The 15,365-nt window shown below is 54.6% G+C and carries 14 protein-coding genes; 2 read left to right on the forward strand and 12 right to left on the reverse strand.

Features of this window, described 5'->3' with window-relative positions; genetic code table 11:
• Positions 1 to 6: 6 nt before the first annotated feature.
• Genes ACLTX1_RS05615 through ACLTX1_RS05640 form a run of 6 tightly spaced genes read right to left on the reverse strand, consistent with a single transcriptional unit; the run spans position 7 to position 4,835 of the window.
• Positions 7 to 330: a V-type ATP synthase subunit F gene (locus ACLTX1_RS05615; RefSeq protein WP_176821140.1), complete on the reverse strand. Its 324-nt coding sequence runs from the start codon at positions 328 to 330 to the stop codon at positions 7 to 9.
• A gap of 17 nt (positions 331 to 347) precedes the next feature.
• Positions 348 to 1,310 carry a V-type ATPase subunit gene (locus ACLTX1_RS05620; RefSeq protein WP_176821141.1) on the reverse strand — a complete coding sequence of 321 codons (963 nt, stop codon included), beginning with the start codon at positions 1,308 to 1,310 and terminating at the stop codon, positions 348 to 350.
• Between the two features lie 28 nt (positions 1,311 to 1,338).
• On the reverse strand, positions 1,339 to 1,929 hold the full coding sequence (locus tag ACLTX1_RS05625; RefSeq protein WP_412330594.1) for a V-type ATP synthase subunit E: 591 nt from the start codon (positions 1,927 to 1,929) through the stop codon (positions 1,339 to 1,341).
• A 46-nt stretch (positions 1,930 to 1,975) separates the two neighbouring features.
• Positions 1,976 to 2,473 (reverse strand): V-type ATP synthase subunit K, encoded by a 498-nt coding sequence (locus ACLTX1_RS05630; RefSeq protein ID WP_176821143.1) that lies wholly within the window; start codon positions 2,471 to 2,473, stop codon positions 1,976 to 1,978.
• A gap of 1 nt (position 2,474) precedes the next feature.
• Complete coding sequence (locus ACLTX1_RS05635; RefSeq protein ID WP_412330595.1) at positions 2,475 to 4,490, reverse strand: V-type ATP synthase subunit I; 2,016 nt, start codon at positions 4,488 to 4,490, stop codon at positions 2,475 to 2,477.
• A gap of 33 nt (positions 4,491 to 4,523) precedes the next feature.
• Positions 4,524 to 4,835, reverse strand: a complete 312-nt coding sequence (locus ACLTX1_RS05640) for a hypothetical protein (protein WP_308449865.1) — start codon at positions 4,833 to 4,835, stop codon at positions 4,524 to 4,526.
• Between the two features lie 382 nt (positions 4,836 to 5,217).
• On the opposite strand from ACLTX1_RS05640, the gene ACLTX1_RS05645 reads away from it, so the two are divergent.
• A complete protein-coding gene (locus ACLTX1_RS05645) occupies positions 5,218 to 5,634 on the forward strand; it encodes a hypothetical protein (RefSeq protein ID WP_176821146.1) in 417 nt (138 codons plus the stop codon).
• 161 nt (positions 5,635 to 5,795) lie between these two features.
• Entirely contained in the window at positions 5,796 to 7,136 is a 1,341-nt protein-coding gene (locus tag ACLTX1_RS05650; RefSeq protein WP_412330596.1) for an MATE family efflux transporter, read from the forward strand.
• 213 nt (positions 7,137 to 7,349) lie between these two features.
• Here the strand turns inward: ACLTX1_RS05650 and ACLTX1_RS05655 are convergent, their stop codons facing one another.
• The 6 genes from ACLTX1_RS05655 to pth all read right to left on the reverse strand — a co-directional run bounded on the left by ACLTX1_RS05655 (position 7,350) and on the right by pth (position 15,248).
• The gene (locus ACLTX1_RS05655) at positions 7,350 to 8,201 is read right to left on the reverse strand and encodes an IS3 family transposase (RefSeq protein WP_395507468.1); all 852 of its coding nucleotides are present in this window, start codon (positions 8,199 to 8,201) and stop codon (positions 7,350 to 7,352) included.
• Entirely contained in the window at positions 8,198 to 8,485 is a 288-nt protein-coding gene (locus ACLTX1_RS05660; RefSeq protein WP_395507467.1) for an imidazolonepropionase, read from the reverse strand. Before ACLTX1_RS05660 ends, ACLTX1_RS05655 begins: the two co-directional genes overlap by 4 nt.
• A gap of 109 nt (positions 8,486 to 8,594) precedes the next feature.
• A complete protein-coding gene (locus ACLTX1_RS05665) occupies positions 8,595 to 9,770 on the reverse strand; it encodes a M20 family metallopeptidase (protein WP_308449993.1) in 1,176 nt (391 codons plus the stop codon).
• Between the two features lie 78 nt (positions 9,771 to 9,848).
• Positions 9,849 to 11,027: a hypothetical protein gene (locus tag ACLTX1_RS05670; RefSeq protein WP_308449994.1), complete on the reverse strand. Its 1,179-nt coding sequence runs from the start codon at positions 11,025 to 11,027 to the stop codon at positions 9,849 to 9,851.
• A gap of 95 nt (positions 11,028 to 11,122) precedes the next feature.
• Positions 11,123 to 14,620: a transcription-repair coupling factor gene (gene mfd / locus ACLTX1_RS05675; protein ID WP_308449995.1), complete on the reverse strand. Its 3,498-nt coding sequence runs from the start codon at positions 14,618 to 14,620 to the stop codon at positions 11,123 to 11,125.
• 25 nt (positions 14,621 to 14,645) lie between these two features.
• Positions 14,646 to 15,248 (reverse strand): aminoacyl-tRNA hydrolase, encoded by a 603-nt coding sequence (pth, locus tag ACLTX1_RS05680; protein WP_308449996.1) that lies wholly within the window; start codon positions 15,246 to 15,248, stop codon positions 14,646 to 14,648.
• Positions 15,249 to 15,365 lie beyond the last annotated feature (117 nt).

The following is a 15,365-nucleotide window of genomic DNA, read 5'->3' on the forward strand; positions in this document are numbered from 1 at the left end:
GTTTCGTTAATCGTTGTCGTTAAAGATAATATCGGAGCCGACTGCCTGCTCCACGGATTTTTTAACCATTTTAATGCCCATGCCCGTGTTGCCCGTAACGCCGGGAATCGGGATGATGGCGGGCAGCGGCTGCAGGCGGAAGTGGTCTAGCTCGTGCTCCAGCTCGGCGGCAAGCGCTTCCGTAATGTAGATCACGGCGTATTCGCCCTCCGCTAAGCGGCGCAGCGTTTTGGAGCCCATCTCCGAATCCGTCACGGGAAAGACCTCCAGACCGAGCGCGGCAAAGCCGTAAATGCTGTCGCGGTCTCCGATGACTGCTGCTCTGTACATTTCGTTTCCCTCTTTCTTTACAGATCTCTCAAACGTGCACGGATGCGCTCATCCGGCAGGTTGTTCTGCTTGCCGGAAATAATAATGCGCACGGTAGAAATCTCGTTTTGGCGCGCCGTAACATACCCGAGCAGCGGCGCCACCGTAAAGTAATCCTGGCGGCTGATTTCTTTTACAAGCGCCGTCTGGCGGTCGTCACACCATTTTTCAAACGCGGAGAAGCCGTCCTTCAGCGCCTTTACGCCGTCGGCATAGTCCGTACGGGAAAGGTACGCGTAAAACGTGTCCGTGTCTTTCGACGCCGCGTCAATGAGCTCTTCCAAATCCAGCGTATCGCACGGGGCGAGGCTTTCTTCCAAAAACGCACGGCTTTTGCCGGTGTGCAAAGCGCGTGCCGCGATTTTAATGTCCGCCGCCGCCACCTTAAACTCGGAAAACGCCGTAATCAGCGCGTTTTTGCTCTCTTTACCGGTCTTGTGGATCGCTGTGAGGCATGCGCGGTCTAAAATGATGTCGCATCGCTGACCGTCGCGCGTGGTAAGCAGCGCGTCCGTCGCCTTCTTTGCGGCTTCCGCCATAAAGTCCGGCAGAAGGGAGAAGTCGTTTTCTCTGACCGCCTGCTGCATTTTTTCCGGCTCCACGGTGCCGCCGGACATAAACACGTTGTGCGGCTCCGCGTTTGTGACGGTGCACTTCACCGCCGCTTTCATATTGTTGAAGTCTATGGGATACAGCAGTACGCTGAACGGCGTGAGGTCGGGCAGCAGCTCGTGCATGAGCGCCCATGTTTTCTCCTCCTCGGCGGCAAAAATCGCCTCGGCAGAGGTTTCGCCGCCAGCGCCCCAGCCCTTATCGGCCAGTGCACGGAAGCACTCTGCCGGCGTTTTGCACGCCATCAGCCTGTCCAGATCCTGCTGCGTCAAAAGCGAAAGCTCCCGCGCTTTAATGCGCGCCACAGCATAGATGTATTCCTGTTCCATTCGTTAAACCACCTTTTCTGCCGGCGGCTCAGCGAAAGAGCATGCCGCCCGCAAGGTCCTGCAATGTGTCTCCGGCGGCCTCAAACAGCGAAGCGAACGTGCAGTTCACGTCGATGCCGCCGTAAACGAGCAGGAAACCGTCCGGGATATTGCACGGCGTGTTCGATACGGTGATGTTCGTCCCGGGCACAGCCATTTTCAGCTGCGCCGAAAAATCCTGCGGCATGCGCGCAAGGTCTTTTTCGTTTAACTGCATTTCAGCATCGCCCGGCAGCGCGTTTTTCTGCGCAAGCTTTAAAAGCACGCTGAAGTATTCGTCATCCGGCAGATCGTGCAGCTCTTTCTGTGCCGCCGCGATTACATCGCGAATGGCGTTTTGCTTTGCGGCAAGCACGGTGCGGCGGCGTGTGAATTCCGCGGTCGAAGCCGCACGGGCTTTAATGTCCGCGCCGACCTTTTCACTGTCCGCAAGCAGGACATTTGCTTTCTGCTCTGCCTCGGCGGTCGCGTCCGCAAGCGTCTTTTTTGCTTCTTCTTCCGCAGCGGCAACCTGTTCCGCCGCTTTCGCTTCGGCATCCGCAAGGATCTGTTCTATAATTCTGTCCAGTCCTGTTGCCATGGATCGATCCTCTTCCTTTCTTTTTTGGATTTTTGGGAGTGGATCATCAGATGGCGATGCCGCCGATGTTTGCAACAGCCAGCAGGGAAACGAGCAGAGCCAGAACCGCGTAGGTCTCAACCATGGCCGGGAAGATCATGGCTTTACCGAACTGATCCGGGCGCTTTGCAACGAGTGCGATGGAAGAAACGGCTGCCTTTGCCTGCTGCTTTGCGGAGATGAGACCGATCACGGCCATCGGCATGCAGGCTGCAAGATAGAGAAGGCCCTTTGCAAAGGAGATGTCTGCGCTACCGCCCAGAACGCCGATGTTCGTCAGCGTGAGGAAGGCGATGAGCAGGCCGTAGATGCCCTGCGTACCCGGCAGAAGCTGAAGAATAAGGACTTTACCGAACAGCGGGGGATTTTCCGAAACGACGCCTGCGGCTGCCTGACCGGTCATGCCTACGCCGATGGCGGAACCGATGCCGCCGAGAAGTGCTGCCAGAACTGCGCCGACAAGCGCGAGAACAATGCCGAGAGAGTTGATATCGAACTTATCCATGTTACTTTTCCTCCGTAATTTTGAAATATTTGGTTTTGGTGGTGAACGGTGCGAATTTGCGTCCGCCGCCCTCAAAGAATTTGCCGAAGAACTCAACAAACTGTAAGCGGTTCGTGTGCACATACGCGCCGAGCACATTGATGCCGATATTCAGCGTGTGTCCCACTACAAAGGCGAAAATAAAGATAATCACGCCGAGCGGGTTGTTGCCGGGCATGGCGCCCATCTGATTGAAGACCGAAGCGATAACGCCGGTTGCAAGGCCGAGAGCCAAAAGTCTCGAGTAAGAGAGAATATCGCTTAAATAGCTCGAAACACCGTACAGCCCGTAAAGACCTTTTAAGAAGCGCTTGCCGATGCTCTTGGAGCTGCGGCCCGAAGTGAGCACAATGCCTACCGCGCCGATGCCTGCCGCAATAATGCCCGCGGTGCCCACCGATGCCGGCAGCGTAAAGGAAAGCGCCACCATGTCGGCGAACATCTGCATGGAAAGCAGATAAATAATCGCGCCGCCGACGAGCAGATACCAGAACACAACGTCATAGATCGCGTCCAGCCACTTGCCCTGTTTTGCAAGCTGGTAGAACTGTGCGCCGAGGCCGGCGAACAGGTGGATGATGCCGACGAGGAACGAGAACAGCAACAGCCGCATCGGTTCATCGACCGGCGTGAACCACAAGGGTGGTATCACGATATCGGTGTTGAAGAATGTCTTTGCGATAACGGTGATCGCGTCACCGAAGAAGCTGCCGAATAAAATGCCCCAGAATATCGTGGAAATACCGCAATAGAGGAACATCGTCAGCGTCTTGCGCAGACCTTCTTCCATGTTTTTGAACTTGTGTAAGATGATGCCGCAGCCAAGGACCATCACAAGTCCGTAGCCCGCATCGGAAAGCATCATGCCGAAGAGAAAGTAATAGAAGACCGCCATGATGCCGCTTGGGTCGATTTCATGCTTGCCCGGCATGCTGTAGCTTTCCAGTACGCCCTCGACCGGGGCAGCAAACTTGTTGTTTTTGAGCTTCACGGGCACATCGTCCGCGTCACTCGGGTCGCACAGCTCCACGTAGGCTTCCTGCGTGGTCGTGAGCTCCGCCTTAAGCGCCTCGGCGTTCTCTGCCGGAATGTATCCCGTAATGAGAAACACGTGCGGGCTCTGCCATAAGCGGCCCAAAACATCGTATTTCTCGGTGCGCATCGTAAAGTAATCGATGGTGTAAAGCAGGTCTTCGCGTCGGTTTTTATGTGTGCGAATTTCCGCTTCGTTTTCATCGATCTCTTTTTGCAGCGCCGCAATGCGTCCGTTCAGGATGTCCACGCGCTCTGCGGGCGGTACCTTGCTCGGCTCCGCCGGATACGTAAACCCGATGGAACGCAGGTAGGTTTCAAGCTTTAATCCCTGCGAGATGTGGCACATCAAAAACGCGCATGTCTGCTGCGGGGAAGCGCTCAAAATCTCTACGACCACACCGTCCACGTCCGGCGCGCCTTCGGCGATTTTCGCCCGCAGCGTTTCTTCCGTGTATTCCACCGGGAACGACCCCGTGAACACGGAGGTTGTCGGCGTGCTGATGGTGCGCATGGAAATATCCAGCTTCATCCACGGCTCCAGCGCACGGATTTGTGTCTGCAAGCGGAGAATTTCCGCGCGGTTGTCCGCACACTTTTTCCACAGCGTGTTGATGCGCGAGGCAATTTTTAAAAGCTCGCCCGCACCGTCAGCCGTTTCCTGATATTTGGAAAGCGGTATCGCGTCGCGTCCGTTCAGAGACGCGAAGAGGCTTTTTTCGGGCGGCTCCAGTTTATCGAGCGCGTCTAACGCCGATTGCAGCGCGGCTGCATTGTTTTCAAATCTTGATTTTGCCGGGACGGTATCCATCTTGGCAAAAACCGTTTCATCCGCTTTGCGGTCATCGATTTCCACGACGCCGCGCCGCTGGATCAGTTCCAGGATCTGTTTACGACGGTTCTTGAGCGCATAAATGCTGATGCGCTTCATAGGCATTACCGCCATAGGGGGATCCCCTCCTTTCGTGTTGGCGCCGCGTCAGCCGGTGATGGCCTCGCGGATAGCGCGGATTACGTTCGCGCTGTTTTGCTGCGCTTTTTTGCGGATATCCTCCGCCAGTGCGGCAGTTTTCTGCTGCGCTGTGCGTTGTTCGGCCGCAGCGGCCGTCTCTGCGCTTTGTTTTGCGGCTGCAAGGTCCGCTTTTGCTTTCTGCATGCGCTCCGTCTTCAGCTTGTCCGCCTTTTGTGCGGCGTCCTGCCGAATGGCGGTGCAGCGTGCAGCGGCCGTGTCCAGAATGCCGGCGGCCTTCTGCTCCGCATCCTTTACGGCGTCCAGAGCTTCTTTTGCCAAAAAATCACCTCCTGCTTCATTATTTTCAAAGAGCGGCGGCAAAAGGGGTAAAGACCTGCTTTTTGCGCCGTAGGTCATAACATAATACGCTTCCATTATAATATTATTTGCGGAATTTTACAAGAGATTTTACAGGAGTTTTCTCGAAAAAGTGCTTTCATATCGATAATAAAATAGACGTTTTGACGAATTCGTCTGCTTTTTAACATTCCGTCCATAAATGGATCTTTTTCTTTGTGTAACCCGCACGTTCTCTTACAAGTTTCTTACAAAAATTCACATTCTGTTTATGATTTTTTTTGAATCCGTGTTATAATAGAAATAATCACTTAATATGGATAACGGGCCGGTGCGGCCCGCGAACTTACAGGAGGCAGTCAAAATGAAAGCAAAGTCCCTTCACTTTTCCAAGAGCGGCAACGTACAGCCGATCGCATCCGAAATCGGCAGAGTTATGCAGTGCGTATGTGACCAGATCCCCCCGGCATACCCGTGCGAGGGCGAGAAGGTCGTTTTTATCGGCGTTGAAATGAACGGCAAGCTCCCGGGCGCAGTCGATCACTTCTGCAAGGATCTCAACCCCACCAGAGCAAAGGGTGTCGCATTCTATGTTCTGAACAGCAACGGTAACACGGACGGTCTTTCTTCCATCATCGATACGATGAAGAAGAACGGCGTCGAGACCTACGGTGAGCCTCTGGGCATCGCTGTCAAGGGCGGCCTCTTCAAGAAGGGCATGCCGACCGACGCAGACACCAAGAAGGTTCTCGAGTGGGCAGACAAGATTGCAAAGATGTAATTTCTTTGATAAAACAGCCTTTATAATTTTTCATAAAAAAAGGATGGCGCATGCTGTCCTTTTTTCTGTTTTTACGGGATATACAAACCCCGCTTGCGGTGGTAAACTGTATGAGAAATCTTTGAATGTTATTTTTCCCGTAAAGGTGTGAAATTTTCAGTATGACAAAAGAAATGACGAGCGGTTCGCCCATGAAGCTTATCCTCGGGTTCTCCATCCCGCTGCTTTTCGGCAATTTGTTCCAGCAGTTCTATTCCATGGTCGATACCATGATCGTCGGGCGTGTGCTTGGCACGGGGCCGCTTGCAGCCGTTGGCTCCACCGGCTCCATCACGTTCCTCATCATCGGCTTCTGCCTTGGTCTTTGCAGCGGCTTTGCCATCCCGGTGGCGCAGCGCTTCGGCAGCAGGGATTATAAAGAGCTTCGCCGCTTCATCGGCAACGCCGTATGGCTGTGCGTCGGTTTCGGCTTCGTCTTAACGGTGCTCACGGTCATTTTCTGCCGCAATATCTTAGAGCTCATGGGCACGCCGGCGGATATCATCGACGACGCTTACGCGTACCTTGTTGTCATTTTTGCCGGTATCCCCGCAACGTTCCTCTATAATATGCTTGCCGGCATCCAGCGCGCTATCGGCGACAGCCGCACGCCGGTTGTCATCCTCGTCATCGCGTCCATCATCAATATTGTGCTCGATATCGTCCTCGTTGTTTTCATCCCCATGGGCGTCGCAGGCGCGGCGGTCGCAACGGTCGCTTCACAACTCATCGGCGGCGTTGTATGTCTCCTCTATGTGAGCAAGCATTATGAAGTCCTCAAAATGACCCGCGAGGATTTCAAAATCAACGTGCCGTGCATCAAGCGCCTTTTAAGCATGGGTCTGCCCATGGCATTGCAGACGTCTATCACGGCTATTGGCAGCGTTATTTTACAGGCATCCGTTAACTCCCTCGGCTCTACGGTCGTCGCCAGCATCACAGCGGGCAGCAGGCTCTATATGTTCTTCGCCTGCGCTTATGATGCCATGGGCGTTACCATGTCTACATACAGCGGGCAGAACATCGGTGCGCGTAAAATTGACCGTATTGGGCAGGGCGTCAAAGCCTGCAACATCGTCGGCATCATCTATTCCGTTCTGGCACTGCTCATCATCGTGTTCCTCGGCAAATGGATGCTTCTTCTGTTTGTCGATGCCGGTGAGACCGCCATTATCAACTCTGCCTATTGGTATCTTGTGTGCAGTGGCCTTTTTATGATCCCGCTGACATTTGTCAATGTGCTGCGCCTTACCATTCAGGGCATGGGGTACAGCCGCCTCGCGCTCTTTGCCGGCGTGTTCGAGATGATCGCCCGCGGCGGCGTGGGTCTGTTCCTCGTGCCGCTGTTCGGCTTCAACGCCGCCTGCTTCTCCGGCCCGATCGCATGGATCTTAGCCGATAGCTTCCTCATTCCCATGTATTACCACGTCATCCACCGTGCAAAACGCGGCGAGGGTATTTAATAAACAAAACCAAAACCGTCCTGCACGAACAAAATATGCAGCACGAAGAGCTTTTAGCCTGCTACCCGGAGCATTGGTCCCGGCTCGTCAAAGCCATTATCGATTGAATTCCAAAGCAGCTGTTTTCGACAAGCTAAAAATCCCGTTCACCGAAATTGAACCGCACCAGATTATGCGGACAGCACTAAAAGCCCCCATGTAGGATATTGAGTTTTAAGCGGAGTGGCGCAGCGACAGCGGTGCCACTCCCGTTTTTGTTTGGATGCGTTCGTGGTTATAGAAGTAAATATACCTGTCGATCAGTTCGTTTGCTTCTTGGAACGTCTTTGGCTTGTGGCGGTAGATGCACTCTGTTTTCAGAATGGAGAAGAAATTTTCTGCCATGGCATTGTCATAAGGATTTCCTTTCCTTGACATGGACGGCGTTATGCCGTAAGATTGTGTTAGCTTGAAGTATGCTTGCGATGTGTATTGAAAGCCTTGGTCGCTGTGGAGCTGCAACTCCGCAGCGACTTTCTCTTTCTTCATTGCCAGACGAATCGTGTCCAGAACAAGATTCACAGTCTGCCGACTTGCAGTCTTGTAGGCCACAATACTGTTGTCATACAGATCTCGGATCATGGACAGATATAAAATGCCTTCTTTTGTGTGGATGTAAGAAATGTCCGTGACCCATTTCTCGTTTGGCCTGACCGCCCGGAACTGTCTGTTCAACAGATTTTCGTATTTGTGTACCTGCTGACCAAGATTTACCCATTGGCGGCGTCGGCGAACCTCAGACAATAATCCATATTTTTTCATGATTCTGAGCACAGTCTTCGGATCTCTTTGAATATTTCTGCCTTTTAACCACTTCCATACACGTCGATAGCCATAGGTCTTATCTGTCCTGCGCTGACATTCCTCGATTTCCTTTGCCACAACAGCATCGCGATCCGTCTCTCCCAGACGCTTTTTAAAGCAGTAGTAACCACTTCTGGATACCCCGAAGAATTTGCACATAACAGATATTGGGTATTCTCCCCGGTGACGGTGAATGACGGCGTACTTTGCCTTTGGCCTCACTTCCTTTCTGTGGACTGCAGAAAATCCTGCAGTAATTTCACTTCCATCTTGAGCCGCTTATTCTCATACTTATATTCCTGCAGCGTCTTTGCAGGCTTCCTGCCACGAAACTTCGGCGCACCCTTGGCGGCTTTTTTGCGTTGCCGCTTCAGCAGATTGTGAACCGGACGGTCTCCCTCCAAGCCAAGTTCCGCTTCGATTTCCCTGTGGTTCTTCCCTGATTCTAACATCTTTTCTATGGTCGGTAGTAGAACCTGCATATTGGTGTATCTTCGTTTGCTCATAATGAATCCCCCCTGATGTACTTATTATCCTACATCAGGGGGGATTTTGTCTATTGTCCTGTTTTACTGGTTCTGTTCAAAAGTGAACGGGATTTTTAGCTTCCTGTTATTACGCGTTCTCTTTAAGCCACTCCACCGCGCAATGCGCCATGCACGCCGCGCCGATGGGGAGGACGCCCTCGTTGAAGACGACCTTCGGGTTGTGCGCGGTGTACTGTCCGCGCTCGTCCATGTAGCCCGCGCCAAGGTACATCATTGCGCTCGGCACACGTTCGGCCACAAGGGCAAAGTCCTCGGAGCCTGTCGCCGAAATGCCGCCGTACGGCGTAAAGTTCGGAATGTTCAGCGCGCCCATGTAGCGCAGCATGTCGTCCGTCACCGATTTGTCGCACACGAGCGGGCACACTTCGGAAAGCGTCCTGATCTCCACTGTCGCGTTATACACGGCAGCCGTGCGCTCCGCCGTCTCGCGCATGCGGCGTACAAGCAGTGCGCGGGCCTTTTTGTCGTTCGTGCGAATGGTGCCGCGCAGCACGGCCGTGTCCGGGATGATGTTCGCAGCGGTTCCGGCCATAAACTGCCCGATTGTCAAAACGCACGTCTTTGTCGGGTCGCTTTCGCGCGCGATGAGCTCCTGCAAGGCGAGATGAATGTGCACGCCTACGTTGATGGGGTCAATGGCAAGGTTCGGGTTTGCACCGTGCGAGCCGTGCCCGTGAACCGTAATCTCAAATCCGTCTACGGATGCCATCATCACGCCCGAGTCGTTATACATCACAAAGCCTACGGGCGATTTGCCTGCCGCCACGTGGTACGCGAGCGCCGCATCGACCGGCGGGTTTTCAAGCAATCCGTTTTCCAGCATATCGTGCGCGCCTTCGAATGTCTCCTCCGCGGGCTGGAACATCAATTTCACCGTGCCGCAAAGCGCGTCTTCGTTTTCTTTCAGCATTTTCGCCGCCGTCAGCAGCATCGCCGTGTGCATATCGTGTCCGCAGGCATGAGCCGTTTCGCCGGTGGGGCAGGCAAACGGCTCGCCGCTCTCCTCTGGCATCGGCAGCGCGTCCATGTCGGCGCGCAGCAAAAGCGTTTTACCGGGCTTGCCGAGTGTCGCTGTCACGCCATGTCCGCATTCTGTCGGCTTTAGGCCGTATTCGCGCAGCTTTTCCATCACAAACGCCTTTGTGTTCGGTAGGTTCAACCCCACCTCGGCGCTCTGATGAATATGTCTGCGGTTTTGGGTGATCTCGTCTTTCAGTTCCTGTGCCCGTTTCCAAAAGTCCATAGTCTTGTCCCCTTTTAAAAAATTTTGTAAGCAAAAAGGCAGCATGAAGCAATACCCATGCTGCCTTTATTTTGTGATTTACTCAGCGGAAGATTCAGAAGAAGTCTCACTCGTCTCGGAAGAAGTTTCGGAAGATTCCGCACTGCTCTCCTCGGAAGAAGCGCTTTCGTCGCCGCTTTCGGAAGCGACGGAAGACGTGCCGTTCTTCGTGGCATCCGCAAACATAGAGGGCTTGTAGCGGTTCAGTACCTTCTGGTTCCATTCCACGCCCTCAAAGCTCTGTGCAGCCGCACTGACAGCATCGGCGTATTCGGTATTCTTCAGCTCAAGCAAAAGCTGCGAGCGGTTGTCACTGCTCTCCAGCAGCGTGTCTTCGTCCTCCTTGATCGGCAGACGGTGCAGAACGATCATGTACTTTGTCGATTCCACGACCTCCACGTCGCCTTCGTTCATCTCCTTAATCGCAGAGATGAACGCGTCCGGCATGTAGCTTGACTGCATACCGTTTTCGTCCTTGATGCCGGTCTGGTAGGTGGAGTCCTGCTGTACTTTGAGCGCATAGTCCGTTGCAGCGTCGTTTACGGTCATTGCACCGGATTCGATCTTCGTCTTGTATTTTTCCAGTGTCTCCTTGAGGTCGGCCTTTTCCTCGTCGGTCAGGTCAACAGATTTATTGTCATCATCCGTCTTCGTCAGCGGCGCAGAGAAATACTCGTAGTCGTAGTAATCGTCCTCAATGTGCTGGCGCAGCTCGCTTTCCGGCACTTCGTTTTCGCCGCCCTCGCCGTACAGCGCGTTGAAGACCTTAAGGTACATTCTGTTATACTGGGAATACGCAATGTCAAAGGAGGTTTTTGCGATGCCGAACTTTTCAAAGCTCGTGCCGAAGTAGTTCCAGTAGCTCTCGGTGGTCTGGAGGCATGTGCTGTAATCCTCGTCGGTCATTTCAAGGCCCAGACGCTTCATTTCGTTCTGAATATAGAAATACTGGTTCACATACTCATCCGCGCGGTTTTTGATCCACGTCTCGGCCGGCGTGCCGTCGATTTCGCACTTCAAGACCTCGTCTTCGGTAGAGACCTTGGAAGCCGCTTCATTGTACGCAATGGAGAGGTAGTAAATGTATGCGCCGGCAGGCAGCTCGGTGTCGTCGTACTTTGCGGACCAGTTCAGATCCTCATCGTAGCAGCCCGCAAGGCTGAAGCACATGGCAACGGCCAAAAGCAGCGCCACGGTAATCTTTGCGATTCTTTTCATGGTGTTTGTTCCGTACCTTTCTTAAATATTGCGGACAAAATGCCCACAAAGGTTTGCTGTTGTTCATTATACCGCCGATACGGCAAAATGTCCAGTTATTTTGTAGCGGGTTTCGGCGCTTTCGCGTCCTCATCGCCGCAGAGAACTTTCAAAACGTCCTCCAAAACGGTGAGCGGCGCCTTGCCGCCCAGCGCCACGCTGATGTACGGGCGGCTGCCGGCGGAGAGCATCACCTTGTTCGGCATACCTTGAATCAGGCGCTTCACGCGCTCCATGTCAAACTTATCTTTGTAGAGCAGAAGCGCGTTTGCCTGCTGCTTGACTTCCGTAATGCCAAGCTGTGTCGCGCGGTTGCGCAGCAAAGCAATGTCGATAAGCCCATAAACGCTTTCGGGCGGCTCGCCGAAGCGGTCAATGAGCTCATCCACAACATCGCTCGAATCCTCATACGTTTTAATGTCTGCGATGCGGCGGTAAACGTCCAAACGCAGCGCGGTGGAATCGATGTAGCTTTCCGGGATATGCGCCTGCACCTGCATGTCCACGGTGCATTCCTCCACGGGGTTCTCGGGCGCTTCGCCTTTCATCATGGCCACAGCTTCGTTTAAGAGCTTCAAGTACATGTCATAGCCCACGCTTTCCATGTGCCCGTGCTGCTCACCGCCGAGGATATTGCCTGCGCCGCGAATCTCGAGGTCGCGCATCGCAATCTTAAAGCCGGAGCCGAACTCCGTAAATTCGCGTATCGCCGCCAAACGCTTCTGCGAAATCTCACTCAAAACCTTGCCGCGTGTAAACGTAAAGTACGCGTAAGCGCGGCGGGTGCTGCGGCCCACGCGTCCGCGCAGCTGGTGCAGCTGCGAAAGTCCCATGCGGTCGGCGTTGTCGATGATCAGGGTGTTCGCGTTTGGCACGTCCACGCCCGTCTCAATGATCGTCGTGCAGACGAGCACGTCAATTTCATGCTCCATCAAACGCCGCCAGACTTCGGAGAGCTCCTGCTCGCTCATTTTGCCGTGGCCGATGCCGATCCTCGCCTCCGGCACGCGCTCGCGAATACCCGCCGCCACGCGCTCAATCGATGCTACGTCGTTGTGCAGGTAATACACCTGCCCGCCGCGGCGCAGTTCTTTTTTGATGGCGTCGGAGATGACGCCCGGGTCATATTCCATCACGTATGTCTGCACCGGGTGACGGTCGTGCGGCGCTTCTTCAATGACGGACATATCGCGTATACCGGAAAGCGCCATGTTCAAGGTGCGCGGGATCGGCGTTGCGGAAAGCGTCAGAATATCGGCAGATTTACACACGTCTTTCAGCCGTTCTTTCTGCTGCACGCCGAAGCGCTGCTCCTCGTCGATGATGACAAGGCCGAGGTCTTTAAACTGCACGTCTTTCGAGACCAGTCGGTGTGTGCCGACGATGAGGTCAATGCTGCCGCGTCTCAGCTTTCTCAGAATTTCGTCCTGCTGACGCGGCGTGCGGAAGCGGGAGAGCAGCTCCACATCCACGGGGAAGCCCTCCATACGCTTTAAAACGGTCTGGTAGTGCTGCCACGCCAAAATCGTCGTCGGCACCAAGATGGCGCACTGCTTGCCGGCGGTGATGCACTTAAACGCCGCGCGCAAGGCAACTTCCGTCTTGCCGAAGCCCACATCGCCGCACAGCAGTCTGTCCATCGGCGCTTCACGCTCCATGTCGTTTTTAATCTCGTTGATGCAGCGCAGCTGGTCGTCCGTTTCGTTGTATTCAAAGTGCGCCTCAAAATCGTGCTGCCATTCGTTGTCTTCGGGGAACGCAAAGCCCTTCTGCTTCATGCGTTGAGCGTATAAAACAATAAGCTCCTTTGCGATGTCCTTTACGGCGGCGCGTACGCGCGCTTTCGATTTCTGCCATTCCGTGCCGCCAAGGCGGTGCAGCTTTACGCCGGAGTCCTCACGCGGACCGATATATTTCGCAACTAAATCGAGCTGTGTCACCGGCACATATAAGGTGTCGTTTTTTGCGTACCGCAGCTTGATGTAGTCCTTCGTGATGCCCTGCATGTCGATTTTGTGGATGCCCTCAAAAATGCCGATGCCGTGCGTTGCGTGCACTACATAATCGCCGGGGGTCAGCTCGGCAAGGCTGTAAACGGCCTTGCTGTTTTTGTCCTTTTTTTTCGCTTTCGGCTGGCTGCCCGCGCTCATGCGCCCGTGCGTGATGAGCGTAAATTTCGCGTTCGGGTATTCAAAGCCTGCGGAAAGCGTACCCGCCACAACGGCTACCGTGCCCGGCGTGATGGCGGAAAGGCTCTCAAAATAGCCCGCAGGCAGTCCGGCGGCCTTTAAATCTGCCGCCACGTTCATCGCGGCGCGCTCCGTGCCGGCTAAAACAGCACAGGCATGCCGGTTGTGCAGCGCAGCCGTCAGGTCTTCGGCCAAAAGCTGCGTGCTGCCGCCCCAAACGGAAAGCTGCCGCACCGTCATGTTCACAAGCGCCTTTGTCGGCGTGTCGTAAGAGCCGCGTGCAAACGCGTCCATATAAACGCTCGCCGTGTCCTCCGCACGCTTTAAGGCGTATTCATACGTCTCGGTATACATGTCAAGCCCGCGGCACAGCACGCCCTCCGCGAGCAGTCCGCGTACGTCCTCACCCCACTGCCACAGCGTCGTGCGCATGCGTTCCTTTAGTTTCGAGCCTTCGGAGAACACCAGCAGCGCATCCGTGTCAAAATAATCGAACAGCGTTGCGACTGTCTCGTAAACGAACGTGTAATATTTGTCCATGCACCCAATGTGCAGGTCGTTTTTCAGTTTATCCGCCTCGCGCAGCAGCACTTCCTTTGCGGCAGGCGCCGCCTTGCCGCGCAGCGTTTTTGCATGTGCCTCGAGTTTTTTTGCAAGGATACTCATGCTGTCCGGCACGACCTCCACGGCAGGGGAGATGGTCACCTCCGTGATCTGGTCGGTGCGGCGCTGCGTCTCCGCGTCAAAATACGAGATGGTGTCGATCTCGTCGCCCCAGAATTCCACACGCACCGGTGCTTTTCCGCCGGGGGAGTAGAAGTCCACAATGCCGCCGCGGCGCGCAAACTGACCCGTGCCGTCAATCTGATCGGCGCGCACATAGCCACAGCGCACCAGCGCCCGCACAATCTCATCCACCGAAATTTCTTGTCCGGCAGAGAGCTTCACCGTGCGCTCTTTCAGCTTTTTTGGCGGCAGAACATACTGCAATGCCGCGTCGATCGTCGTCACAATGCAGGTGCACTGCCCGGTTTGCAGCAGCGTCAGTGCTTCGATGCGCTGGCGCTCATATTCATGCGAGCTGCCCTCCGTGTCGCGCAGGCTGAAATCGCGCAGGGGGTAAAACGCAGAAGTCACGCCCATCGCGTTCAGGTCTTCCAGCATACGCGTCGCTTCCGCTTCGTCGCCCGCAATAAACAGCGCTTTTTTCGACATGGCAGAAAGCAGCGTGTGCAGAATATTTGCTTTGTGGATGGAAGCCAAACCCGTCACGGCCACCGGCGTCTTGCGCTGCCGCACAGCGTTTTCGATCGCGCGGTATTCCGGCACGCGCCCGAGCGCGTCATTCAAAAAATTCATACGCATAGTAGTGTTCCTTTCGGGGAGCCGCTCAGGAATTATAGCGGTTCATCGCCTTGTCCGGCGCGCCGGAGAGGAGCAGCTCCACGGCGCTCGTTACGTTTTCGGAAACGGTTTTTAGCGTTTTCATCTCGTCATTTGTAAAGCGGGAGAGTACCCAGTCCGCAAGGTCCCAACCTTCGGGCTTGCTGCCTACACCGATCTTCATGCGCGGGAACAGGTCGCTGCCGCTCAGATAAATGATATTCTTCATGCCGTTGTGCCCGCCTGCACTGCCCTTTAAGCGGATGCGCATGCGCCCAACGTCAAGCGAAATGTCGTCGAATACAATCAGCGTGCGCTCCGGCGGAATGTGGAAAAAGCTCATCGCTTCCGTTACGGACTGTCCGCTCAAATTCATAAAGGTGGAGGGCTTTAAAAGTACGGCGCTCTGTCCCGCAATGGTGCCCTTGCCGTAAAGGCCCTTGAATTTCACGCGGCGCACCTCAATGTTAAAGTGCTCCGCGATGGCGTCCAGCATTAAAAAGCCGGCGTTGTGGCGTGTCATCTCATATTTCGGGCCCGGGTTGCCGAGTCCCACGATCAGCCAGTCCGCGCCGCCCGAAGTTTGATCGTTTTTAGAAAAAAGCTTCATGGAATGTTCCTTTTTACATCAATGTTTTTGTCTTCTTTTTCGCACCGCCCGTTTTCGGGAATGCCGAAAGGCACGCAGAAGCCGCACAGCCGCCGAAAGGGGGAGACCCTTCGCCGC

The organism is Hominenteromicrobium sp. (assembly GCF_046974225.1).
GTDB lineage: Bacteria > Bacillota > Clostridia > Oscillospirales > Acutalibacteraceae > Hominenteromicrobium > Hominenteromicrobium mulieris.

Coding starts and splice junctions, on each gene's coding strand:
- ACLTX1_RS05645 (WP_176821146.1), top strand. CDS start 5,218: ATGAAAGCAAAGTCCCTTCACTTTTCCAAGAGCGGCAACGTACAGCCG.
- ACLTX1_RS05615 (WP_176821140.1), bottom strand. CDS start 330: ATGTACAGAGCAGCAGTCATCGGAGACCGCGACAGCATTTACGGCTTT.
- ACLTX1_RS05630 (WP_176821143.1), bottom strand. CDS start 2,473: ATGGATAAGTTCGATATCAACTCTCTCGGCATTGTTCTCGCGCTTGTC.
- ACLTX1_RS05665 (WP_308449993.1), bottom strand. CDS start 9,770: ATGGACTTTTGGAAACGGGCACAGGAACTGAAAGACGAGATCACCCAA.
- ACLTX1_RS05620 (WP_176821141.1), bottom strand. CDS start 1,310: ATGGAACAGGAATACATCTATGCTGTGGCGCGCATTAAAGCGCGGGAG.
- ACLTX1_RS05625 (WP_412330594.1), bottom strand. CDS start 1,929: ATGGCAACAGGACTGGACAGAATTATAGAACAGATCCTTGCGGATGCC.
- ACLTX1_RS05650 (WP_412330596.1), top strand. CDS start 5,796: ATGACAAAAGAAATGACGAGCGGTTCGCCCATGAAGCTTATCCTCGGG.
- mfd (WP_308449995.1), bottom strand. CDS start 14,620: ATGCGTATGAATTTTTTGAATGACGCGCTCGGGCGCGTGCCGGAATAC.
- pth (WP_308449996.1), bottom strand. CDS start 15,248: ATGAAGCTTTTTTCTAAAAACGATCAAACTTCGGGCGGCGCGGACTGG.
- ACLTX1_RS05635 (WP_412330595.1), bottom strand. CDS start 4,490: ATGGCGGTAATGCCTATGAAGCGCATCAGCATTTATGCGCTCAAGAAC.
- ACLTX1_RS05660 (WP_395507467.1), bottom strand. CDS start 8,485: ATGAGCAAACGAAGATACACCAATATGCAGGTTCTACTACCGACCATA.
- ACLTX1_RS05670 (WP_308449994.1), bottom strand. CDS start 11,027: ATGAAAAGAATCGCAAAGATTACCGTGGCGCTGCTTTTGGCCGTTGCC.